Source organism: Flavobacterium cheniae (assembly GCF_004363695.1).
Classification (GTDB): Bacteria; Bacteroidota; Bacteroidia; order Flavobacteriales; family Flavobacteriaceae; genus Flavobacterium; species Flavobacterium cheniae.
In genome coordinates this window covers 802,265-826,769 of sequence record NZ_SNZC01000002.1, presented here as the reverse complement: position 1 = coordinate 826,769, position 24,505 = coordinate 802,265, and the positions used below count along the sequence as shown (strand labels likewise).

Sequence of the window (24,505 nt, the reverse complement as noted above, 5' to 3'; positions counted from 1 at the left end):
GATTGTTTTTTACTATTTTTGTTTTGCTTACAAATGTAGCAGAAAATAATTTTTAACGTACGAAAGATACAAAATGTTTCTCGAAAATACCGTAAATCAACAAGAACAATTTGGCTGGATTGAAGTAATTTGTGGCTCAATGTTTTCGGGTAAAACCGAAGAATTGATTCGCCGCCTAAAACGCGCTCAGTTTGCCAAACAAAAAGTGGAAATCTTTAAACCGGCTGTCGATACAAGATATGACGATGAAATGGTAGTTTCGCACAATAAAAATGAAATTCGTTCTACACCTGTGCCAATTGCTCAAAACATTCGAATTTTAGCACAAGGTTGTGATGTAGTAGGTATTGACGAAGCGCAATTTTTCGACGATGAAATTGTTGCCGTTTGTAATGACTTAGCCAATTCAGGAATTCGAGTGATTGTTGCTGGATTGGATATGGATTTTAAAGGAAATCCTTTCGGACCAATGCCGGCACTTATGGCTACAGCCGAATATGTTACCAAAGTTCACGCTGTTTGTACACGCACTGGAAATTTAGCGCATTATAGTTTTAGAAAATCTGATGATAAAAGACTGGTAATGCTTGGCGAAACCGAAGAATACGAACCATTAAGTCGTGCTGCTTATTTTAAAGCTATACGAGAAAACATGGAAGTGAAAGATGTTGAAATTGTAAACAAGCAAAAAGACGATAATCAATAAATTGAATCTCAACCTAACTCATATTATTTCGTTTTGTAAAGGCGTTTTTCACGGAAATTCGACTGAGTTTACCGCAAGTCATATTTCGATTGACAGCCGTTCGTTACAAAATGGAAGCAATACTTTGTTTTTTACCATCAAAGGACAAAATCACGATGCACATTTGTATTTGGAAGAGTTGATTGCAAAAGGCGTTCGTTATTTTGTGGTTGAATATATTCCAGAACATTTGTATGAAAAAGCAAATTTCATTATCGTTGAAAATTCGTTAAATGCGTTACAACAAACTGCGATTGGATATCGAAAACAATTCGATTTTCCATTTGTGGGAATTACAGGAAGTAACGGAAAAACCATCGTAAAAGAATGGCTGAATTTCTTGTTAAGTCCAAATCATTTGATTGTTCGAAATCCGAAAAGTTATAATTCGCAAGTTGGCGTTCCATTATCAATTTTAGCCATTGAGGGAAATTATGATTTAGGAATTTTTGAAGCCGGAATTTCGTTACCGAATGAAATGTCAAATTTAGAACACATCATACAACCGAAATACGGCATTTTAACAAATATTGGTTCTGTTCATGACGAAGGTTTTGCGAATCGCGAAGCCAAAATCAAAGAGAAAGTGCAACTTTTTGAAAATTGTTCCGATATTTTATTAAAAAAGAATGCTGAAATTGAAGTTTTACTTCCAGAAAACAATCAAAAACATACTTGGAGTTTTTCGGATGAAAGTGCAAATCTTTTTGTTTCTAAGAAAAATGAAAATGGAAAAACCGAATTAACGTTCAAAAACACAACCAACACTTTTAGTGTAACAATTCCGTTTTCCGATGAAAATTCGATTGAAAATGTAATTACTTGCGTGAATTTCATGCTGTTTTTAGGCGAAGAAATTGCGTTTATCCAAAATCGCGTTGCCGAATTATACCCAGTAGAATTACGACTTCAAGCTAAAAAAGGCATCAACAATTGTTTGGTAATCGATGACAGTTATTCGGTAGATTATCAATCGTTGAAAATTGCGTTGGATTTCTTAGAACAACAAAAATTACACGATAAAAAAACGATTATTTTATCCGATATTTTCACAAGTGGCATTGCTGTGGAAACGCTTTACAATCAAGTGAAACAATTGCTTTCGAAAAATAAAATCGAGCGCATTATTACCATTGGCGAAACCATCGGAAAACAATTGAACGATTTGCCGAATGTAATTTCGTTTGCCACTACACAAGAATTTTTACAGCAATTCAATACGCAATCGTTTCAAAACGAAACCATTTTAGTGAAAGGTGCGCGTGGTTTCAACTTTCATGAAATTGTGGTTTTGTTGGAAGAGAAAAATCACGAAACCATTTTAGAAATCAATCTCGATGCGATTAGTCACAACTTGAATTTCTACAAATCTAAACTAAAACCAGAAACCAAAATTATGGTCATGGTGAAAGCATTTGGCTACGGAAATGGCGGTTACGAAATAGCAAAATTGCTCGAACATCATAAAGTCGATTACTTAGGAGTTGCGTTTGCCGATGAAGGTATCGAATTACGTAAAGCTGGAATTACGACTCCAATTATGGTTTTAAATCCCGAAAATAGCAGTTTTAGAGCCATGATTGCTTATAATTTAGAACCCGAAATTTATTCGATTACGGGTTTACAAGCGTTTTTAAAAATTGCCCAACACCAAAACATTTCCCATTATCCAATTCATATTAAATTGGATACGGGAATGCATCGCTTAGGATTTGAACCGCATTTGATAGACGAATTATGTTCCTTACTTAAGAACAATAATTTCGTTAAAGTGAAAAGCGTGTTTTCGCATTTAGCTGCAAGTGATGATTTGGAATTTGATGATTTTACAAAATTGCAATTTCAACGTTTTGATGCGATGTATTCCGAATTAGAAAAAGTGTTGCCTTCAAAACCAATTCGTCATATTTTAAACACGTCTGGAATTTTCAATTATGCGGAAAAACAGATGGAAATGGTGCGATTAGGTATTGGTTTGTATGGTATTGGAAATTCAGAACAAGAATTGAAAGTGTTAGAAAATGTGAGTACTTTAAAAACCATTATTTCCCAAATTAGAGAAGTTTCAGCCGAAGAAAGCATTGGTTACAGCCGAAGATTTCGAGTGACTCAAAAAATGAAAGTCGCTACTATTCCAATTGGTTACGCCGACGGAATTCGAAGAGCTTGGGGCAATGAAAAAGGTTTTGTTACCATCAACAATCAAAAAGCTACGATTTTAGGTTCCATTTGTATGGACATGATCATGGTGGATGTTACGAATATTTCCTGTAAAACTGGAGATGAAGTGATTGTTTTTGGAAAAAATCCGAAAGTAACAGAGATGGCAAGTGTAATTGGTACGATACCTTATGAAATTTTAACTGGAATTTCGCAACGTGTTAAAAGAATTTTCTATAAAAATTAACATTATGTTAAAATTTTTGTAAATTCGTAAAACTAAAACAAAAAAACTAACTCTTAAAATTAAAAACTATGGGATTTTTTGCAGATTTTAAAGCCTCTTTAATGAAAGGCGATGTATTAAGTTTAGCTACTGCTGTTGTAATTGGTGGTGCTTTTGGTAAAATTGTTGGCTCTGCAGTTGACGATGTAATTATGCCAATTGTTGGGCTAATAACAGGTGGAATTGATTTTACTCAAAAATTCGTTGCATTAAACGGCGAAAGTTATGCAAATCTTGATGCGGCTAAAGCAGCAGGAGCAGCAGTAATTACTTATGGCAACTTGGTACAAGCTATTATTAACTTCGTAATTATTTCGTTATTTATTTTTGTAGTTTTAAGAGCAGCAGAAAAAGCAAAGAAAAAAGAAGAAGCAGCCCCAGCGGCACCAGCAGGACCATCTCAAGAGGAATTGCTTACACAAATTAGAGATTTATTGAAAAAATAGTCGATACCGCTACATTATATATGCTAAATTAAACCCCGATTCGTCGGGGTATTTTTTTGATGGAAATTGATTAGATTTGTTTTAGACATTTGATAAAATAATAATTGAAGTATGAGAGAAATTAAATTGACACGAAAAGTTAAAAAAACTGATACTTTTTTTCCATTTACAATAAGTGTCTTTTTAATTATTTTTGTATTGTTAACAAAAGGAATTGCATTAAATTTCTTTGTGATTACTATAAGTGTATCAGCAATCTTAATTTTTCTGCAACGATATAATGCTGTGAATTTGACTATGTATGAAGATACAATAGAAATAGATTTTTATTTGCTATTTAAAAAAATAGAAGTAGGATATAGCGAAATAATTGAAATAAAATCACTTTGGGATTCTGGATTAGGAGCAAATTTAAGGTTTAAAGTAAAAGACAAAAATGAAGTTTATACTTTTAGAGTTAAATTTTCAGATGATGAATTTTGTAATTTTTTTGAAGAAAAAACTGGCATGAATATAAAATAATTAAATGTATTGATTAAAATCTTTCGAATAAAATCATATTTCAAAATCCTGTTACAAATCAAAACTTTTGTTATAATTTCATCAATATTTGCTAAGTCGTTTGAATATTCTATATTTTTGCATCATTAAATAACACACACAATGAGAGTAGCCGTAGTTGGCGCTACCGGAATGGTAGGCGAAATAATGCTTCAAGTATTAGCAGAACGTAATTTTCCTGTAACGGAGTTAATTCCAGTTGCTTCTGAAAAATCAGTTGGAAAAGAAATCGAATGGAAAGGTAACACCTATAAAGTAGTAGGTTTACAAACCGCTGTAGATATGAAACCTGAGATTGCTTTGTTTTCGGCAGGTGGAGAAACTTCTTTAGAATGGGCTCCAAAATTTGCTGCTGCAGGAACAACCGTAATCGATAATTCTTCCGCTTGGCGTATGGATGCAACTAAGAAATTAGTGGTTCCAGAAATCAATGCATCGATTTTAACTAAAGAAGACAAAATTATTGCGAATCCAAACTGTTCAACGATTCAAATGGTAATGGCTTTAGCGCCTTTACATGCTAAATATGACATCAAACGTATTGTAGTTTCTACTTATCAATCTATTACTGGAACAGGTGTAAAAGCAGTTCGTCAGTTAGAAAACGAATATGCGGGAATTCAAGATGAAATGGCATACAAATACCCAATTCACAGAAATGCGATTCCACAATGTGATAGTTTTGAAGAAAACGGATACACCAAAGAAGAAATGAAATTGGTTCGCGAAACACAAAAAATATTAAACGATAAAACCATTGCGGTTACAGCAACTGCAATTCGTATTCCAGTCGTTGGCGGACACAGTGAAGCCGTAAATATTCAGTTTGAAAATGATTTTGATGTGAATGAAGTGCGTCAAATTTTACAAAACACGCCTGGTGTGACAGTTCAAGATAATTTAGAAACGTTTACCTATCCAATGCCAATCTACGCACAAGGAAAAGATGATGTTTTCGTAGGAAGAATTAGAAGAGATGAAAGCCAACCAAACACCATCAATATGTGGATTGTTGCCGATAACTTAAGAAAAGGAGCTGCTACGAATACAATCCAAATTGCGGAATATTTGGTTGCGAATAACTTGGTATAATTTTAAACACATAGACACATAGTTTATTTTTAATAGATTAAGGATGTTACACTTTTTTGAGTTCACATCAGACTTAAATTCTATGTTTCTATGTGTTTCAATACACAACCACGAACTAGCGAAATAAGTCATCAAAACTTAAAAAATCGTTAATTCGTGGTTTCTTTTTTTCGTTTCTTTAGAAAAAGCTATCTTTGTGATTGTGAAAAAGAAGTTACTATATATGAATATTGGTTTAATGCTCGCAGTTTTATTTGCTGTGTGCTATCAATCAGTGCATACTTTTTCGCATGATCACCATTTAAAAACAGAATGTTGTGATGATTCACACCATTTGACTTTAAAAACTTCTGAAAAAACGTTTACTGAAAGTGAAGACTGTCCAGTTTGTGATTTCAAATTTGCAGCTTTCCTTTCACCAGAAGTATTCCATTTTGACTTTATTTCTTCGTTTTACGAAATTCCGTATCAATTTAACAGTAAGGAATCTTGTGTTACGTTTGAAAGGAATTCGTTTTACCTTCGTGGTCCTCCTGCTTTAGTTTAAAAATATATTTCGATATCATTACCAAAAATAATGATACGTTGTTGTTACATTTAAACTAAAAGATATGCGATTCTTATCGATATTATTTTTCTTTTTGGTTGGCTTTTTCGGATATGCTCAAGTTACGATTACTGGCGTTATTTCGGATGAAAATGGCTTACCACTGACAGATGCTCACGTACACATTGCCAATAAAACTACTTCAACCGATGCAAACGGAACTTATGTTTTATCAGGCATTCCAAAAGGGAAACAGAAACTCTATATTTCGTTTATAGGCTATTATGCTATTGAGGAAACTATCGAAATTTCAGCCGATTTAACTATCAATCGTCAATTGAAATTAGATGTTACCAAATTAGACGATATCACCATCCAACAACTTTCGAATTCAAAAAGTGAAAGTAGTAACGAACAAGTCTTGAAAAGCGCTACTATTGAAAAATTTAGCAATCAAACCTTGGGTGAAGCCTTGAAAGAAGTTTCTGGAGTTTCGATTTTAAAAACCGGTAATACTATTGTTAAACCGGTAATTAATGGTTTGCATAGTAATCGTGTACCAATTATCAATAATAATGTTCGATTAGAAGACCAACAGTGGGGAACAGAACACGCACCTAATTTCGATATTAATGCGGCTGGAAAAATTACCGTGATTAAAGGTGCTTCGGCTTTGCAATATGGTGGTGATGCTATTGGTGGAATTGTTGTCATCGAACCTGAAGTGATTAAAAAAGACACTTTGGTTGGAAAAACAATTCTCAACTTATCCTCAAACGGAATGGGTGGAAGCTTGAGTTCAAGTCTCCAAAAAGGGAATCGCTATGGTTGGAGTTGGAATGCTTTGGGAACTTTCAAATATTTAGGCGATCGCGAAACGCCAGATTATGTGTTGTCAAATTCTGGAAATCGGGAACAAAATTTTTCGGGAGGCATTCGTTTTGCTAAAGAAAAGTATAATTTCAATGCGATGTACAGTTTTTACAATGCGCAAATTGGAATCATCAAAGCTTCGCATATTGGAAATGTAAACGATTTGTACAATTCCATCAACAACCAACAACCAAGCGTAATTGAACCTTTCACTTATTCGATTGACGCACCAAAACAAGAAGTACAACATCATTTAGCAAAAGTGAATTACCAAAGATGGCTAAACGAAAACACTTCGATTGATTTTCAATATGCGTTTCAATTCAACAATCGTTTAGAATTTGACGTTAGGAGAAACGACGAAAATACTAACAAAGCTGCTTTGGATTTGCAATTAGCAACGCATACTTTTTTAGCGGATTATAAAACGAATATTGGAAATTGGCGATTGAAATCGGGATTGAATTTGGGTTACCAAAACAATTTTGCGAATCCAAAAACAGGTGTTCGTCCACTAATTCCGAGTTATGAGAAATTGGATGCCGGTTTATACGGAATTGCCGTTTATAAATTTGACAATGCTACTTCGTTAGAATCGGGAATTCGTTATGATTTTTCGACTATCGAAGCAACAAAATATTATTTGAAATCAAGATGGACAGAACGTGGCTATGATGCCGAATTTTCACATTTTATTGTGGGCGAAGAAGGCAATCAATGGTTAACGAAACCTACTTTTGATTATCATAATATTACAGCAAACATTGGGTTTAGAAAGCAATTTCATCATGAAATGGAATGGTTAGTGAATATGAGTTTGGCTTCTCGAAATCCAAATCCGTCTGAATTATTTAGCGATGGATTACATCATTCTACTGGTCAAATTGAATTAGGTGATTTACGATTAGAAAAAGAACAAGCCTATAAATTCAATACGACTTTTAAGAAAGATTGGAAATCGTTTCAAGTGCAACTTAATCCGTTTATTAATCGAATTTCAAATTTCATTTATTTGCAACCTATTGGTTTTGAAACTACTATTCGCGGGGCTTTTCCAGTTTGGGAATTCAAACAAACAGAAGCTTTGTTGACAGGTTTTGATGTTAATACCAAATGGAGTATTTCCAATCATTTTTCACACGAATTAGGAATGGCTTATGTAAACGGTCAAAATCTAAGTACTAACGAGTATTTAATCGATATGCCGCCGTTTGTCATCAATAATAAAATTCAATATAAAAATGAATCTTGGTTCAATTTCGTAAGCGAATTAAAGAGTGAAGTGGTTTTCAGACAAAATCAATTCCCAAATTACAATTTTGAAACCAATATTGTTGTAGATGATGAACTAACTCCGGTTTTGGTTGATATAAGTTCACCACCAAAAGGCTATCATTTGTTGCATCTTTATAGCGAAATGACGTTTAAAATCAATAAAAAAAACAGCTTAACCACTTCTTTCAGTGTACAGAATATAATGAACACAACGTATCGAGATTACCTAAATCGTCAACGCTTTTTTGTAGACGAAATGGGTAGAAATGTTCAAATTCAATTAAAATTTAATTATTAAAAAATCAAAACATGAAAAATTTAAAACTTATCGCGCTATTAGTAATTCCAGTAATATTTTCAACTTCTTGTTCTAACGATGATGCTCCTGTGAACGAGGAAGAAGTTATCACAACTGTAAGAGTTACATTAGTTGGTGGAGGACAAACTATCGTATTAGAATCAAGAGATTTAGATGGTGATGGTCCAAATGCTCCTGTTTTAACTCCAGTTGGTGGTGGTATTCTAGTAGCTGGAACGACTTACACAGGTTCAACAGAATTTTTAAACGAATTAGAAGATCCAGCAGAAGACATTACAGTTGAAGTAGAAGAAGAGGGAGCTGATCATCAAGTGTTCTATCAACTTCCATCATCTATTGGAACTGTAACTTACACGGATACGGATACTAACGGAAAACCAATTGGCTTAAACTTTACATTAGTTGCTGGTACTTCTGGCTCAACAGGAACTTTAACAGTTACGCTAAGACATGATTTAAATAAATCAGCAGCAGGAGTTGCAAGTGGTGACATAACAAATGCTGGAGGAAGCACTGATGCTGCAGTAAACTTTTCAGTTGCGGTTAACTAAAAAAAATCAAATTTGTTACAAAACGGCTGAAATTTCAGTCGTTTTTGTTTTTTAACAAATCTTTAAAACCCTTTTGAATATCTTTGTTATTCAACAATAAACTTTTTATGAAAAAAACAATAACAATATCGGCTATTGTTTGTACACTTGTTATGAACGCACAAACAACAAAAGTTAATTATCCCGTAACGAAAAAAATCGACCACGTTGACACGTATTTTGGTGAAAAAATTAACGATCCGTATCGTTGGTTAGAAGACGACCGAAGCGCTGAAACGGAAGCTTGGGTAAAAGCTCAAAATGTTGTTACTTATGGTTATTTAGAGCAAATTCCATACAGAAATCAGCTAAAAACCCGCATGGAAAAACTATGGAACTACGAAAAAATTGGAGCTCCATTCAAAGAAGGAAATTATACCTATTACTACAAAAATAACGGACTTCAAAATCAATCGGTTTTATACCGAAAAGATAAAGCTGGTAAAGAAGAAATCTTTTTAGATCCAAACACATTTTCAAAAGACGGAACGACTTCTTTAGGTGGATTAAATTTCAGTAAAGACGGAAGTTTAGCAGCCTATTCTATTTCAGAAGGTGGAAGTGATTGGAGAAAAGTAATCGTAATTGATACCAAAACTAAAAAAATTATTGGAGATACAATTGTGGATGTAAAATTTAGCGGTGTTTCTTGGTACAAAAACGAAGGATTCTATTATTCAAGCTATGACAAACCGGTTGGAAGCGAATTATCGGCAAAAACAGACCAACACAAATTGTATTACCACAAATTAAACACGGCTCAAAAAATAGATAAATTAGTTTATGGTGGCGATGTAAAAAGAAGATATGTTGGTGGTGGTGTTTCTGAAGATGAAAAATATTTATTCATTTCGGCAGCGAATTCAACTTCTGGAAACGAATTATATTATTTAGATTTATCAAAACCTAATGCTAAAATCGTAACTTTAATTGACAACTACGAAAATGATAATGATGTTTTAGACAATAAAGGTTCTAAAATTTACTTGGTAACCAATTACAAAGCGCCAAACAAACGCGTTGTAACTTTTGATTTATCAAATCCAGCAAAAGAAAATTGGAAAGATTGCATCGCTGAAACCGAAAATGTATTGTCGCCAAACACTGGTAGCGGTTATATTTTTGCAAGTTACATGAAAGATGCGGTTTCGTTCATCAAACAATATGATTACAACGGAAAACTAGTACGCGATATTCAATTACCTGGTGTTGGAACTGCTGGTGGTTTTGGTGGAAAAGAAAAAGAAACTACTTTATATTTTTCGTTTACGAATTATGTAACACCAGGAACTATCTATTCTTTTGATCCAAAAACAGGAAAATCAGCAATCTATCAAAAACCAAAGGTGGATTTTAACTCGGCTGATTACGAGTCAAAACAAGTGTTTTATACTTCAAAAGATGGCACAAAAGTTCCAATGATTATCACGTATAAAAAAGGCACAAAATTAAACGGACAAAATCCAACTATCTTATATGGTTATGGTGGATTTAATTCAAGTTTAACTCCTGCTTTTAGTATTTCTAATGCTGTTTGGTTAGAAAATGGCGGTGTTTACGCTGTTGCAAACTTACGCGGTGGTGGTGAATATGGTAAAAAGTGGCACGATGCAGGAACCCAAATGAAAAAACAAAACGTTTTTGATGATTTCATTGCTGCAGCTGAATATCTAATCAAAGAAAACTACACTTCTTCAGATTATTTAGCGATAAAAGGTGGTTCGAATGGTGGATTATTAGTAGGTGCAGTTATGACACAACGCCCAGATTTAGTAAAAGTGGCGTTACCAGCAGTTGGTGTTTTAGATATGTTACGTTACCACACATTCACCGCTGGAGCAGGTTGGGCTTACGATTACGGAACATCCGAACAAAGCAAGGAAATGTTTGAATACATTAAAGGTTATTCACCAGTTCATAACGTAAAAGCAGGTACAAAATATCCAGCAACTATGGTAACTACAGGAGATCACGATGACCGAGTAGTTCCGGCGCATAGTTTTAAATTTGCTGCAGAATTACAGGCTAAGCAAGCTGGAGATAACCCGGTTTTAATTCGTATTGATGTAAATGCGGGTCACGGAGCAGGAAAATCGGTTGCTGCTACGATTCAAGAAAATGTGGATATGCAAGTCTTTACGCTTTATAATATGGGTGTTAAAGAATTAAAATAAAAAAGAAATACTAAACTAAAAAAGAGCCATAAGGCTCTTTTTTTTTGTAATAAATTCGATAAGTTGCGATTAAAAATATGAAAGTTTTAATTTACAATTACGAATAATGACAAACTTAGGCGTGTTTAATATTTGTGGCTAATAGCAACGTCACCATAAAATTGCATCAACACAAAAGCACCTATTAAACTAGAAGCAACACCTTCAAAAAATAAAACGCCACAATATTGAATGATATTTATTTTTCCAACGAAAAAGAAAGTATCCGATAATGTTGTTAAGTAGCTTTCTCCTCCTTTTATGTAGATGAATGCAATTAAACCAACTATTCCAAGAAAAACACCCAATACTCCTGTTATAAATCCTGAAAATAGATTTTCAAAATAGTTCATTTTTCCTTTATCGTAATTATATTTAATGGTTTTATGAATTCCATATAAGACGATAAAAGCATTTAATGAACGTAAATAATTTTTACTTGCCAATCCTAAAAAATCCATTAATAGGAAAAACAACCCGATTCCTAAAAAGATTAGAAATGCATTTTGTAATACTGTTTTATTTTTCATGACTTTCAAAGTTTAGATTAATAAAATTACGAATTTTAATCTAAACTATTGAAAATCAACACATAAAACTAAGTTAAATTAAAAACGGTTATCACCATCAAGCATTCTTCCTAAGCCACCAAGCAAACTTCCTTCCTCTCTTCCACTTCCTCCTGCTTTTGGTGCCGATGCAATAATTCTATCAGCCAAACGTGTAAATGGTAACGACTGAATGTAAACAATTCCAGGTCCGCGAAGTGTCGCAAAGAAAACACCTTCACCTCCAAAAATAGTGTTTTTAATTCCTCCAACAAACTCAATATCATAATCTACATCTTTGGTAAACCCTACTAAACAGCCTGTGTCTACACGAAGTAATTCTCCAGATTGTAATTCTTTTCTAGCTAAAGTTCCTCCTGAATGTACAAATGCCATTCCATCACCTTCTATCTTTTGCATAATAAAACCTTCACCGCCAAACAAACCAGTTCCTAATTTCTTAGAAAATTCAATTCCTACCGAAACGCCTTTTGCAGCGCATAAAAACGAATCTTTTTGACAAATAAACTTTCCTCCAAATTGCTGCAAATCTATTGGAACAATTTTTCCAGGATATGGAGAAGCAAAAGACACTTTACGTTTTCCCATATCTAAATTTTGATAAGCTGTCATAAATAAACTTTCACCTGTTAGGACACGCTTTCCAGCTGAAAGTAATTTACCGAAAATTCCGGCTTGTTGTTCTTGACTTCCGTCTCCAAAAATAGTTTCCATTTTGATGCCGTTTTCCATCATCATGAAACTTCCTGCTTCGGCAATTACTACTTCTTGCGGATCTAATTCGATTTCCACATATTGCATTTCTTCACCATAAATATGGTAATCAATCTCGTGTGCTTGCATAATTTTTAGTTTTCTTAATTAGTCGAACAGAGAAATAAAATGTTACTGTAAAAACAAAAAACCGAAAACAATTGTGCTTTCGGTTTTAATTTATAATTAGAAAATCTTATTTCGTCAACTCGGATAATTTTAAGGTTTTTCCGCACATATCGGCTGTAATTTTAAAGATTACATCTCCTTTTTTACCTTCGTTCGCCCAGCGAACTTCTTTTCCAACATTACAACCAATACTTGTTTTAGAGCCTTTATTCAAAGACACGAAACCTGTTCCAGTGTGAATGGAAATTTTGTCTTTAGAATCATTTATAAGCGAGAAACTTTCTCCAACAACTGTTTCTGTTTTTACAATTGAAGTATTTTCAGTATTGGTTATAGTACCAAAAGATGTTAATACAACAAAACTTGATAACAGGATAATTTTTTTCATATTTTTATAGTTTTAGTTTACTAAAAATAGTACTTTTTAATGAATTTTTACGGAAAAGTTCATGAATAACCTTTTTCGGTTTACAAAAGGGTAATATTAGTAATCTAACTTCACATAGCCAATTTCTCTGCTGATTTTAGCTTTTCTTCTATTTATATAAGATGAAGAATTTGAAGCTTTGTATTTTCTTGGATTTGGTAAAATAGCGGCAATTCCTGCAGCCTCATAACGCGTTAAACTAGATGCATCTTTTCGATACCAATGTTTTGCAGCTGCTTCGGCACCGTAAACGCCATCGCCCATTTCGATACTATTTAAATAGACTTCCATAATGCGTTTTTTACCCCAAATTAGTTCAATTAAAACGGTGTAATACGCTTCTAATCCTTTTCGAACATAACTTCTGCCTTGCCAAAGAAAAACATTTTTTGCCGTTTGTTGCGAAATGGTGCTTCCACCTTTTAAACGTTTACCTTTTTGATTATTCTTAAAGGCTTTTTGCATGGCCTCAAAATCGAAACCAGAATGTTCTAAAAAACGACCATCTTCGCTAGCAATAACTGCTTTTTGAAGATTTAAGGAAATTTCATCTATTGGCACCCACTCGTGACTACAAACCATGTCTTTTCCTTCTTCATTGTGTTCTAAAGCCCTCATTCCCATAAGTGGTGTAAATGGAACTGGAACAAATTTGAAAAGTAACACCACTGAAAAACTGATAATGTTAAACCATAGAAAAAGCAACCAAAAGAAACGTAAAATCTTTTGACCTGTGGTTCTTTTTTTTGCAGGTTTTTTTGCTGAAGTATTTTTACTTGGAGTAGTTTTTTTCGCCATATTTTTAAACTAAATCTGCTAATTCTTGTCCGACTAAACTACCTATTGCAACGCCCATTCCACCCATTCTCACACCACAATAAACGTTATTTGATAGTTGTTCTACAATAGGTTTTTTATGTGTTCCCACACCCATTGTTCCGCTCCATCGGTGTTCAATTTCAAACGCTTTATGTGGCAAAATTACTGTTTTTAATAACTCTTCCAAACGATTTTGAATCAATTCTGTTGTATCGTGTGAAGTTGTTGTTTCACCTTCGAAATCTAAGTTTCTTCCGCCTCCAAAAAGAATTCTATCGTTGATATTTCTAAAATAAAAATACCCTTTATCTAAATGAAAAGTACCTTTAATATCTAAATTCGGAATTGGTTTTGTAATTAAAACTTGAGCTCTTGCTGGCTTAACCTGATTATTGGTTAATTGCGAAGCGAATCCATTAGTAGTAAATAACAATTTATTGGTTTTGAATGTAATTCCATTCGTTTCAACCTCAACAGTATCATTCAATTCTTGAAAACTTGTTACGGTTTGACTATTTAAAATCAGAATATCATTTTGATGTGCTTTTTTTAGTAAAGCTTGCATCATATTTCCAGTATCAATTTGGGCTTCAAACGGATTGAAAATCAAATTTTCAAAAATACCTCCAAAATTAAATCGATCTACTTCTTTGGAGAAAACATCAGTTTTAAAAAGTGGTTTAATTATATCATTAATGAAGGATATTTTCTGAATACACTCATTATAAAACGACTCGTCTTCTTTTAAAAAGAGTTCATATCCACCATAAGGTTTCAAATCAATTTCCGAATCGCCGAGATTTTTTCTTAGCAACTGTAATCCAGCATATCGTTTTTGAATCAATTGAATTACCTCTTCTTCTGTATGGGTTTTTAAATCGTCTATGATTTCGGAAATACTTCCAAAACAAGCAAATCCTGCATTTTTTGTACTCGCTCCTTGTGGTAAAATGCCTTTTTCAAGAATTAAAATTTTTGATGAAGGAAATCGTTCACGCAACGCTAATGCGGTATGCAAACCCACAATTCCACTACCTACAATAGTAAAATCGATATTTGAAAACCAATTTTTTATTTCCCAATAACTGAGTTGCATTGTTCTAAATTTAAAAAGTAAATGTAAGAATTTGTTTTTAGTTACACACTAAATCTCGTTATTTGCGTTATGATATAAAAATCTGAAAAAATGAGAATTTATTTACTTTTAACAACGTTGTTTTTTGCCCAAATTATTTCAGCCCAAAATTCCACAAAAAACATAACCTTAATTTTCAATAAAAGTAATTACCATTTTGAAGAAACTTCTGGATTTAAAAGAATGAATTCACTGATTAATTATTCAGAATACAATTCGTATAGAGAAACTTATCTTTCACCAAACAACAAAGAAAAAAATGACACGATACAATTGAATATTGAATCGGATAAGATTTTTTTAATACATAATTGGAAAGAATTGAATAAAAGTTCAAGAGTGATTTTGAATGCAAATGATGTGGTTGAAATTGATTACGAAAAAGGATTTCCAAATTTCAAAATTCAAAACAGAGTAGTAAAACCGTTTGATTTAAATTTAGAACACCAACTAAATTTAAGTTTTCCGATTGATAATTTTGTCTTTTTTCAAACTAATAAAAGAAGTAGAAATTCAAAAGAAGAAAAAGAATATAAAACGGAGTTAGCCAACTTTATTCAAAATTCTAAAACAGCATTAGATGAACTTTTAAATTCAAATAAAATTTCGAAAGAAATGTATGATTCGCAGTTGAATTACATTACTTTTTATACCTTAAATACAGATACAAAAACAAATTTTTCTGATTTTAAAAACAACCTTAAAAACGAACAATTAATTTGGTTAAAATCGTACCGCTATTTCTTAGAATTATATGTGAAAAACGAGTTTAAAATAAAGAAATACGATAAAGAAATTAAAGATTTTGAACTAAAAACCGCTAATAACAAAACCAAAACAAAAGATGTAAACATTCAATATGAAGATAACGAAAATAGTTTTCTTCAAGTTGAAGAATCGGACTTGTTTTCTACTAAAGCTAAAGAATATTTACTGTACGTTTATTTGAATCGTATTGCAAAAACAGATTCAAATAAACTATCAACTTATGTTTCAATTTTTAAAAAATATTCAAACGATAAAAAATTAATTGAAGGCTTTGAAAATGCATTTTTAGTTGACATTGAAGCTTTAAAACAAAACACTTCTGAAGTCGTTTTGTATGACGAAAACAAAAAAGCAACTACATTAACGGCAATTATTGAAGCTAACAAAGGTAAAATAATATATGTAGATTTTTGGGCGAGCTGGTGTGCACCTTGTAGAGCTGCATTTCCAAGTTCGAGAAAATTACACGAAGAATTCAAAGAAAAAGAAATTGTGTTTTTATACTTATCTACGGATGCTAACTTTGAAGCTTGGAAAAAAGCAAATCAATTTGAAAAGCTAACCGAAAACAGCTATTTGATAATTAATCCAAAAACTTCAGAATATTTAAAAAAATTAGCTATTGATTTTATTCCGAGATATGTTTTAATAAATTCGAATGGTGAAATTTCAAATTCAAAAGCACCTTCTCCTGATTCTGAAAAAATCAAGCAAGAGTTGAATAACTTGTTACAAAGTAAATAATTAATCCGTTGTATTTTTTCTTGCTTTAATTGCTTTCATAACCAATGGAAAAGTAGTTACTGCAATTAAAATTAGGATGATTTTTTCGATGTGTTTCTTTAAATCGATGCCAAATTCTTCGTTAAAGAATCCGTACAAATAATGACCCGCAAAAACTAAAAGAAACGACCATAAAATCGAACTCAACACGTTGTAAAACATGAATTTGCTTTTTTGCATGTGAACAATTCCAGCGATAATTGGCACAAATGTTCTTACAATTGGAAGAAAACGGGCAAAAATGATAGCTTTCCCACCGTGTTTTTCAAAAAAGGCTTGGGATTCGTATAAATATTTCTTTTTGAAAAAGAAACTGTCTTCTTTATTATATAAAAACTGACCACTTTTGGCTCCAAACCAATACCCAAAAATATTCCCTAAAGTTGCCGCAGTAGCAATCAATAAAGCCAAAATGGTAACATTCGATAAATCACTTGGAATTAAGAAAAATGTTTCTACCAACTCGCGACTATAAATTCCAGACAAAAACAAAAGACTGTCACCTGGCAAAAAGAATCCTGCAAATAAACCTGTTTCAGCAAAAACGATGAATAAAACCATATAAATTCCAATAGGAATTCCACCGACTTCCATCGTAATATAGAATTCAGGATTAAAAAGCTTGGTCCAATGAAAATCGTTCATAGCTATGCTAGTTTATTTACAGATTTTGCTACAATCATAGAAACCGCTGCATCACCTGTAACGTTTACAGTAGTTCTACACATATCCAAAGGTCGGTCGATGGCAAAAATTAAGGCTAATCCCGCTTCAGGAATTCCAGCTTGTGCCAATACGATAACCAACATTACCATTCCTGCACCAGGAACAGCAGCACTTCCGATAGAAGCTAAAGTTGCTGTAACAATAATTCCTAATTGAGTAGCTAAAGATAAATCCATACCAAAAGATTGCGCAATAAAAACAGCAGCAACCGCTTGATACAAACTGGTTCCATCCATATTAATGGTAGCACCAATAGGTAAAACAAAACTTGCTACTTCATCATCAACACCTAAATTATCAACCGTTCTTTCCATTGTAACCGGTAAAGTAGCCGCGCTTGAACTAGTTGAAAAAGCTAATAATTGTGCTGGTGAAATTCCATCAATAAAGAACCTTGGGCTTTTTTTAGCAAACACTTTAACTAGAACTAAGTAAATACACATTACTAAAATTAGACCTATAATAACTGTTAAACCATACATTCCAAGTGCTTTGAACAAATCCAAACTCGGTGATTCGGCAACAATGGCTGCTAATAAAGCGAAAACTCCAAACGGAGAAAACAACATGATTAAATCAATCATTTTTAAGATAATTTCATTAAAACTATCAAAAAAGTCCTTAACGGGTTTTGATTTATCTTCAGGAAGTAAAATCATTGCAATTCCGAATATGACAGCAAAGAAAATCACTTGCAACATATTTCCATTATCCGAAGAAGCTTTAATAATATTATCAGGAACAATGTCAATTAATGATTGTAATGGTCCAACTTCGCTTTGCTTGTTTGCTGCTTCAATTTTTGAATTGGCATCAGCAGTATAACTTGCAACTAATTCTGTTCTTGTTTGTTCGGAAATATAACTCCCTGGTTTAATAATATTTACGATTACCAATCCGATTGAAACTGCTAAAACCGTTGTTAAAACATATAAACCAATGGTTCTTCCTCCCATTTTAGACAACTTCGAAATATCTTTTAAGTCAGAAATTCCTTTGATTAATGAAGCCAAAATTAAAGGAACAGCAATTAACTTTAATAAATTAATAAAAATGGTTCCGAATGGTTTTACCCAATCAACAATAACGTCTTTTCCCCAAGTAAATTGAATCAATATAAAAGCGAATAAAACTCCGAAAACCATTCCAAGTAATATTTGCCAGTGTAGTGCTAATTTTTTCATTATCAAGTTTGCTTTTAAGATTGTGAAAATAGGTATATTTTTTTGAACCTTAAAAAGATAATTACATATTCTTCCATTTCTTGTATTAAAAATTAAAAACACTAATATGCAATATTTCAAACATATAAATATAAACTTTAACACATGTTCAATTATTTTAATTTATAAGTGTGAATATCATAATTTTTTACAGTATTTTTTTAATAATTGATATTGCAATATTGAAAAACTTAAATATATTTGTTCCAACTAAAAACCCAAACTATATTTTTATGAAACAAAAATTTCTCCTACTTGCTTTACTAGCAACTTCGAGTTTCCTACAGGCTCAAGACAAAGGAATCTTTTGGAAGTCAGCTGAAAGCAAAAGCAAAATTGCTTTAGAAAACAAACTGGAACTTCCTACCCACCAACTTTTAGATTTAGATGTCTCAGGGGCAACTAATTTTTTAAGAAATGCGCCAGATCGTTTTTCAAGTCAAAAATCAACTATTGTTTTGTCTTTACCTAATGCAGACGGCACAATGGAACAATTTAGAATCTTTGAAAATTCTAACATGGACCCTGAATTAGCAGCAAGATATCCAGAAATTAAATCATATATCGGAATTGGAATTGACAATCCAACAGCAAGTGCATACATCAGTACTTCGCCGCTAGGATTCAAATCAATGGTACTAAATCCGGGAAAACCTGCTGTATTTGTAGAACCATACTCTCAAGATTTGCAAACGTATACTGTTTATACAAAATCAGATAAAAAAACAGCTTTTACAAAATTTGAATGTGCTGTCTTAGATCGCGTAACTCCATCTTTAGAAGGTGCCAATTTAAGACCAAATGCAGATGACGGTAATTTAAGAACATTCCGTTTAGCCATGTCGGTAACAGGTGAATATACTGCTTATTTTGGTGGAACAAAAGCGCAAGCATTAGCAGCTATCAACAATACAATGACGCGTGTTAATGGTGTTTTTGAGAAAGACTTCAATGTAAGAATGGTATTGATTTCTAATACTGATTTAGTTATTTATACTAGTGCTTCAACAGATCCATATTCAGTTTCAAGTTCAATGTCGAATTGGAACCAACAATTACAAACTACTTTAACTAATACTATTGGAAATGCTAACTACGATGTTGGACACTTATTTGGTGCTTCAGGTGGTGGTGGAAATGCGGGTTGTATTGGATGTGTTTGTGTAAACCCAACTTCAACAGTTCCGTTAGGAAAAGGAAGTGGTTATACTTCTCCAGCAAACGGAGTTCCTTCAGGAGACGCGTTTGACATCGATTATGTAGCGCATGAACTAGGACACCAATTTGGAGCTAACCATACTTTTTCAATGAGTAATGAAGGAACAGGTGCTAACATGGAGCCAGGCTCAGGCTCAACAATCATGGGATATGCTGGAATTACAAGTCAAGACGTTCAGTTAAATTCTGACCCTTATTTCCATGCTATTAGTATCCAACAAGTAACTAATAATATCAAAACCAAAACTTGTCCAACACTTACTGCTACAGGAAATGCAATTCCAACTGCAAATGCTGGATTAGATTTTACCATTCCAAAAAGTACTCCATTCATGCTAACAGGTTCTGGAACCGATGCTAATGGTGATGCACTAACTTACATTTGGGAGCAATTCGACAATGCTTCTTCTGCTCAAACAGGAGCAAGTTCTGCTGCAAGTGCTACAAAAACATCTGGACCAACTTTCAGATCGTATAGCCCTTCAACATCAGCTACAAGATATTTCCCAAGATTACAATCGGTTTTAACAGGTGCTACTACTACATCTGGTTCAGAAATTGTGGTTGAAGCTTTACCTTCAGTTGCAAGAACTATGAATTTCAGATTTACCGTTAGAGATAACAGAGCGGGTGGTTCAACAAACAACAGTGACGATATGATTGTAACTGTAAATGGAACTGCTGGACCTTTTGTAATTACAGCTCCAAACACAGCTGTTTCTTATGTTGGAGGTTCATCTCAAACCATTACTTGGAACGTAGCAGGAACAACTGCAAATGGTGTGAACTGTGCGAATGTTGATATTTTAATCTCTACTAACGGAGGTACAACTTGGTCAACATTATTAGCAGCTACTCCAAATGATGGAACACAAGCGGTAACGATTCCAAATACAGCAGGAACTCAAAACAGAATCATGATTAAAGGAACTAACCATATTTTCTTTGATGTTTCTAATACGAACTTTACAATTACAGCTGGAACTACTACTGACACAACTGTTCCTTCAACTCCAACTTTATCTGCTTCTGGAACTACTCAAACAAGTACCAACTTGTCTTGGACAGCTTCAACTGACAACGTTGGTGTAACAGGTTACAACGTTTACAGAGGAACAACTTTACTTACAACAGTGACTGGAACTACATACACTGCAACAGGTTTAACAGCTTCAACAGCGTATTCATTTACAGTAAGAGCAAGAGATGCTGCTGGGAATTTATCAGTTACAAGTAACACAGTTAATGTAACTACTCTAGCTGCAACAACTACAGATACAACTGTACCGTCAACTCCAACATTATCTGCTTCTGGAACTACACAAACAAGTACCAACTTGTCTTGGACAGCTTCAACTGACAACGTAGGTGTAACAGGATACAATGTTTACAGAGGAACAACTTTAGTTACAACTGTAACTGGAACAACATACACTGCAACTGGATTAACAGCTTCAACAGCTTATTCATTCACAGTTAGAGCTAAAGATGCAGCTGGAAATTTATCGGCTGTAAGTAATACAGTTAACGTAACAACTTTAGCAGCTACTACTGTTACTTATTGTACTTCACAAGGAAACAGTACGGCTGACGAAAGAATCGGAAGAGTTCAATTTGGAACAATTAACAATGCTTCTACTGGAACTGCTGGTTACGAAAACTTTACATCTATTTCAACAAATATTGTAAGAGGCACAACTAACACTATTACTATTACTCCATCTTGGACTAGCACTGTGTATAGCGAAGGTTATGCTGTATTTATCGATTATAACAACGATGGTGATTTTATTGATGCTGGTGAAACTGTATTCACTAGAACTGCAACAACAGTAACTCCAGTTAGCGGAAGTTTCGCAATTCCCGCAACTACAACTGTTGGAGCTAAAAGAATGAGAGTTTCAATGAAATACAATGGTGTACCAACATCTTGTGAAGCTTTCTCTTACGGACAAGTAGAAGATTATACGATTAACGTAACTTCAACTGCAAGAGAAATTGAAACTACTCCATTAACTTTTAGTTTATATCCAAATCCTGTTAAAGGAGATGTATTAAACATTTCTGACTTTGAAGACGAAGCTTCTTACAGAATTTTCAGCGCTGTGGGTCAAGATTTAGGTAATGGAAAAGTAGAAAATAACACGATTAGTGTTGGCCACTTAGCAACAGGAACTTACATGATTGAAGTTACTACTGCAAACGGAACTAACATGAAACGTTTTATCAAACAATAATTTCAATAAAAGGAAAACTAAAAACCGCTCAATTACTGAGCGGTTTTTTTATGGCTATATTTTTGTATTTTTATGCCATTAATATTTACACCCATGAAAAAATTAGCTTTACTAATTACTTGTATTATGAGTATAACTGCTGCAACCGCACAAAACGTAATGACGCCCGAAACCTTATGGCAATTAGGTAGAGTTACTCCTTTAGGAATTTCAAAAGATGGAAAATTATTGGTTTTCAAAGTGGGAATGCCTTCTGTGGAAGAAAATAAAATCAATTCTAAATATTACACTATTCCGGTTCAAGGTGGAACTGCTACTTTGGTGGAAGATTATAAATCATTATTAGCTGATAAAAACGTTTCTCCTGATGGAAAAAATCTTTTATTTTCGAAAGAAGTAAAAGTAGAGAAGTTATTAGGAAAAGACATTTATCCTGAATTATCAAAAACTACCGCTCAAGTGTATACGGGATTAGATTACCGTCATTGGGACACTTGGAATGATGGAACGCACAATCATGTTTTCTATTCGGAGAACAAAAAAGATGCCGTTGGAATTGACATTATGCCAAACGAACCTTTTGATGCGCCTCAAAAACCATTTGGCGGTGATGAAGATTATATTTGGTCGCCTGATGGAACAAAAATCATCTACGTTTGCAAAAAGAAAGCCGGAACTGCTTACGCAACAAGCACCAACACCGATTTATACGAATACGATTTAGCATCAAAAATCACAAAAAACCTTACTGAAAGTAATTTAGGTTACGATACTCATCCAATTTTTTCACCAAAAGGAGATTTGTCTTGGTTACAAATGAAACGCGATGGTTTTGAAGCGGATAAAAACGATATTATCGTGCGTCATAAAGGTTTAGATATTAATTTGACAGCAGGTTGGGACGGAACAGTAGATAGTTTTACTTGGAGTAAAGATGGAAAAAAAGTATACTTCATTGCGCCAATTAAAGGAACAAAACAACTTTTCGAAGTCAATTTTCCAGGTTTAACAAAAATTGCGGTTCGAGTAACACAATTAACCGATGGCGATTTTGATGTAAATGCGATTGTTGGTTTTTCTGGAACTTCTGTTTTAGTAACGAGAAACGATATGAATCACGCACCAGAAGTATATTCGTATGATTTAGCTAAGAAAACTTGGAAAAAAATTACGAAAGTTAATGATGAAGCTTATGCTAAAATCAGTTCTTGTAAAACCGAAAAACGTTGGGTAACAACTACCGATGGTAAAAAGATGTTAGTTTGGGTAATTTTACCACCAAATTTCGATAAAACTAAAAAATATCCAACGCTTTTATACTGCCAAGGAGGACCACAAAGTGCGTTAACACAATCGTATTCTTTCCGTTGGAATTTCCAATTAATGGCTTCGCAAGGTTATATTATTGTAGCTCCAAATCGTAGAGGAATGCCAGGACACGGAACCGCTTGGAACGAACAAATTTCAGGAGATTGGGGTGGACAAGTAATGGATGATTACATAGCTGCAATTGACGATGTAGCAAAAGAATCGTATGTAGACAAAAACCGTTTAGGAGCTGTTGGTGCGAGTTATGGTGGATATTCAGTATTTCAATTAGCTGGAATTCACAAAAATCGTTTCAAAACATTCATTTCACACTGTGGAATTTTCAATACGGAAAGTATGTATGGAACTACGGAAGAAGTTTTCTTTACGAATTGGGATTCTGGTGGCGCTTATTGGGAAAAAGACAATGCAAAAGCACAAAAAACGTATAACGAATTCAATCCAATTAAGTTAATCAACAACTGGAACACGCCAATATTAATTATCCAGGGTGGAAAAGATTACCGTGTGCCAATTGGGCAAGGACAAGAAGCTTTTCAAGCAGCGCAATTAAAAGGAATAAAAAGTAAATTCTTATTGTTCCCAGATGAAAACCATTGGGTGTTAAAACCACAAAATGCATTGGTTTGGCAAAAAGAATTTTTTGGTTGGTTGAAAGAAACACTTTAAAAGTTCAAGGGCAAGAGCAAGTTCAATTTTCAAATTGTTCTTGTTCTTGAATTTGATTTTTGACCTTGAAAATGATGCAATTCCAAGACATAGAACTCACTATAAAAACCTTTCATAAGCATGGCTTAACGAAAGAGGCAGCGCTATGGCTTTTAAAAGTATATGAATTAGAACATCCCAATTTTGCTGGTTTTGAATTTAGAGAAGTTGCAAAACCCGATTTTATTTTAATGACTGCCGAAGGTGAAATTGGAGGCAAACAAATCATACGTATTCCTGAAAATACATTTGAATTTCCGTTGGTTTTGATGTTGAATTTATTGGCACATGAAATGATACACGTAAAACAAAAAGCGCCTGAAGTTGCTATGCAAGACAAAAACGAGCGCGAATGGCAAGCCTATTACGAAATGTTGTTTCACAAAGAGTTTCCTTTGATTCCGAAAGCGTCTATTTTTCATCAAAAGTTTTTTGCGGAAAAAGCAATGGTGTATTACGACCGTTCTGAAAAAGAAGCCAATCCGTTGCGATTGAAATATGAAAATCAGAAGTTAGAAATTGAGGAATTAATTAAAAGTTTAGGATAAAAATCTGAATTCAAATTTGAGAAGAT

20 protein-coding genes are annotated in these 24,505 nt (G+C 33.5%); 13 read left to right on the top strand and 7 right to left on the bottom strand.

Annotated elements, in window-relative coordinates; all coding sequences use genetic code 11:
• The first annotated feature begins 73 nt into the window (after window positions 1-73).
• The 9 genes from C8D80_RS08715 to C8D80_RS08675 all read left to right on the top strand — a co-directional run bounded on the left by C8D80_RS08715 (window position 74) and on the right by C8D80_RS08675 (window position 11,068).
• A complete protein-coding gene (locus tag C8D80_RS08715; protein ID WP_133609403.1) occupies window positions 74-706 on the top strand; it encodes a thymidine kinase in 633 nt (210 codons plus the stop codon).
• 1 nt (window position 707) lies between these two features.
• Window positions 708-3,152 (top strand): bifunctional UDP-N-acetylmuramoyl-tripeptide:D-alanyl-D-alanine ligase/alanine racemase, encoded by a 2,445-nt coding sequence (locus C8D80_RS08710; RefSeq protein ID WP_162845052.1) that lies wholly within the window; start codon window positions 708-710, stop codon window positions 3,150-3,152.
• A gap of 68 nt (window positions 3,153-3,220) precedes the next feature.
• A complete protein-coding gene (mscL, locus tag C8D80_RS08705) occupies window positions 3,221-3,637 on the top strand; it encodes a large conductance mechanosensitive channel protein MscL (RefSeq protein WP_133609401.1) in 417 nt (138 codons plus the stop codon).
• 111 nt (window positions 3,638-3,748) lie between these two features.
• Complete coding sequence (locus C8D80_RS08700) at window positions 3,749-4,159, top strand: hypothetical protein (protein ID WP_133609399.1); 411 nt, start codon at window positions 3,749-3,751, stop codon at window positions 4,157-4,159.
• Window positions 4,160-4,300: 141 nt separating this feature from the next.
• Window positions 4,301-5,290 (top strand): aspartate-semialdehyde dehydrogenase, encoded by a 990-nt coding sequence (locus C8D80_RS08695; protein ID WP_133609397.1) that lies wholly within the window; start codon window positions 4,301-4,303, stop codon window positions 5,288-5,290.
• 238 nt (window positions 5,291-5,528) lie between these two features.
• Window positions 5,529-5,837 carry a hypothetical protein gene (locus C8D80_RS08690; RefSeq protein WP_144728185.1) on the top strand — a complete coding sequence of 103 codons (309 nt, stop codon included), beginning with the start codon at window positions 5,529-5,531 and terminating at the stop codon, window positions 5,835-5,837.
• Between the two features lie 64 nt (window positions 5,838-5,901).
• Window positions 5,902-8,283 carry a TonB-dependent receptor gene (locus C8D80_RS08685; protein WP_242004846.1) on the top strand — a complete coding sequence of 794 codons (2,382 nt, stop codon included), beginning with the start codon at window positions 5,902-5,904 and terminating at the stop codon, window positions 8,281-8,283.
• 11 nt (window positions 8,284-8,294) lie between these two features.
• Window positions 8,295-8,855 (top strand): type 1 periplasmic binding fold superfamily protein, encoded by a 561-nt coding sequence (locus tag C8D80_RS08680; RefSeq protein WP_133609393.1) that lies wholly within the window; start codon window positions 8,295-8,297, stop codon window positions 8,853-8,855.
• Between the two features lie 152 nt (window positions 8,856-9,007).
• On the top strand, window positions 9,008-11,068 hold the full coding sequence (locus C8D80_RS08675) for a prolyl oligopeptidase family serine peptidase (protein ID WP_394364581.1): 2,061 nt from the start codon (window positions 9,008-9,010) through the stop codon (window positions 11,066-11,068).
• A gap of 125 nt (window positions 11,069-11,193) precedes the next feature.
• Here the strand turns inward: C8D80_RS08675 and C8D80_RS08670 are convergent, their stop codons facing one another.
• The 5 genes from C8D80_RS08670 to C8D80_RS08650 all read right to left on the bottom strand — a co-directional run bounded on the left by C8D80_RS08670 (window position 11,194) and on the right by C8D80_RS08650 (window position 14,900).
• The gene (locus C8D80_RS08670) at window positions 11,194-11,637 is read right to left on the bottom strand and encodes a hypothetical protein (protein WP_133609389.1); all 444 of its coding nucleotides are present in this window, start codon (window positions 11,635-11,637) and stop codon (window positions 11,194-11,196) included.
• A 78-nt stretch (window positions 11,638-11,715) separates the two neighbouring features.
• Window positions 11,716-12,519 (bottom strand): TIGR00266 family protein, encoded by an 804-nt coding sequence (locus tag C8D80_RS08665; RefSeq protein ID WP_133609387.1) that lies wholly within the window; start codon window positions 12,517-12,519, stop codon window positions 11,716-11,718.
• A gap of 106 nt (window positions 12,520-12,625) precedes the next feature.
• A complete protein-coding gene (locus C8D80_RS08660) occupies window positions 12,626-12,946 on the bottom strand; it encodes a hypothetical protein (protein ID WP_133609385.1) in 321 nt (106 codons plus the stop codon).
• 96 nt (window positions 12,947-13,042) lie between these two features.
• Window positions 13,043-13,783, bottom strand: coding sequence for a monofunctional biosynthetic peptidoglycan transglycosylase (gene mtgA, locus C8D80_RS08655; RefSeq protein WP_133609383.1), 741 nt, complete (start codon window positions 13,781-13,783; stop codon window positions 13,043-13,045).
• A 4-nt stretch (window positions 13,784-13,787) separates the two neighbouring features.
• Window positions 13,788-14,900 (bottom strand): NAD(P)/FAD-dependent oxidoreductase, encoded by a 1,113-nt coding sequence (locus C8D80_RS08650; protein WP_133609380.1) that lies wholly within the window; start codon window positions 14,898-14,900, stop codon window positions 13,788-13,790.
• Between the two features lie 90 nt (window positions 14,901-14,990).
• Between C8D80_RS08650 and C8D80_RS08645 the strand changes: the two genes are divergently transcribed.
• Complete coding sequence (locus tag C8D80_RS08645) at window positions 14,991-16,451, top strand: TlpA family protein disulfide reductase (RefSeq protein ID WP_133609378.1); 1,461 nt, start codon at window positions 14,991-14,993, stop codon at window positions 16,449-16,451.
• Here the strand turns inward: C8D80_RS08645 and C8D80_RS08640 are convergent, their stop codons facing one another.
• Both C8D80_RS08640 and C8D80_RS08635 read right to left on the bottom strand, forming a co-directional pair.
• The gene (locus tag C8D80_RS08640; RefSeq protein WP_133609376.1) at window positions 16,452-17,135 is read right to left on the bottom strand and encodes a DedA family protein; all 684 of its coding nucleotides are present in this window, start codon (window positions 17,133-17,135) and stop codon (window positions 16,452-16,454) included.
• A gap of 2 nt (window positions 17,136-17,137) precedes the next feature.
• Entirely contained in the window at window positions 17,138-18,400 is a 1,263-nt protein-coding gene (locus C8D80_RS08635; RefSeq protein ID WP_133609374.1) for a dicarboxylate/amino acid:cation symporter, read from the bottom strand.
• A 272-nt stretch (window positions 18,401-18,672) separates the two neighbouring features.
• Between C8D80_RS08635 and C8D80_RS08630 the strand changes: the two genes are divergently transcribed.
• The 3 genes from C8D80_RS08630 to C8D80_RS08620 all read left to right on the top strand — a co-directional run bounded on the left by C8D80_RS08630 (window position 18,673) and on the right by C8D80_RS08620 (window position 24,479).
• Window positions 18,673-21,894 (top strand): reprolysin-like metallopeptidase, encoded by a 3,222-nt coding sequence (locus C8D80_RS08630; protein ID WP_133609372.1) that lies wholly within the window; start codon window positions 18,673-18,675, stop codon window positions 21,892-21,894.
• A gap of 93 nt (window positions 21,895-21,987) precedes the next feature.
• Window positions 21,988-23,892 carry a S9 family peptidase gene (locus tag C8D80_RS08625; RefSeq protein ID WP_133609370.1) on the top strand — a complete coding sequence of 635 codons (1,905 nt, stop codon included), beginning with the start codon at window positions 21,988-21,990 and terminating at the stop codon, window positions 23,890-23,892.
• A gap of 71 nt (window positions 23,893-23,963) precedes the next feature.
• Window positions 23,964-24,479: a hypothetical protein gene (locus tag C8D80_RS08620; RefSeq protein ID WP_317125875.1), complete on the top strand. Its 516-nt coding sequence runs from the start codon at window positions 23,964-23,966 to the stop codon at window positions 24,477-24,479.
• Window positions 24,480-24,505: the final 26 nt, after the last annotated feature.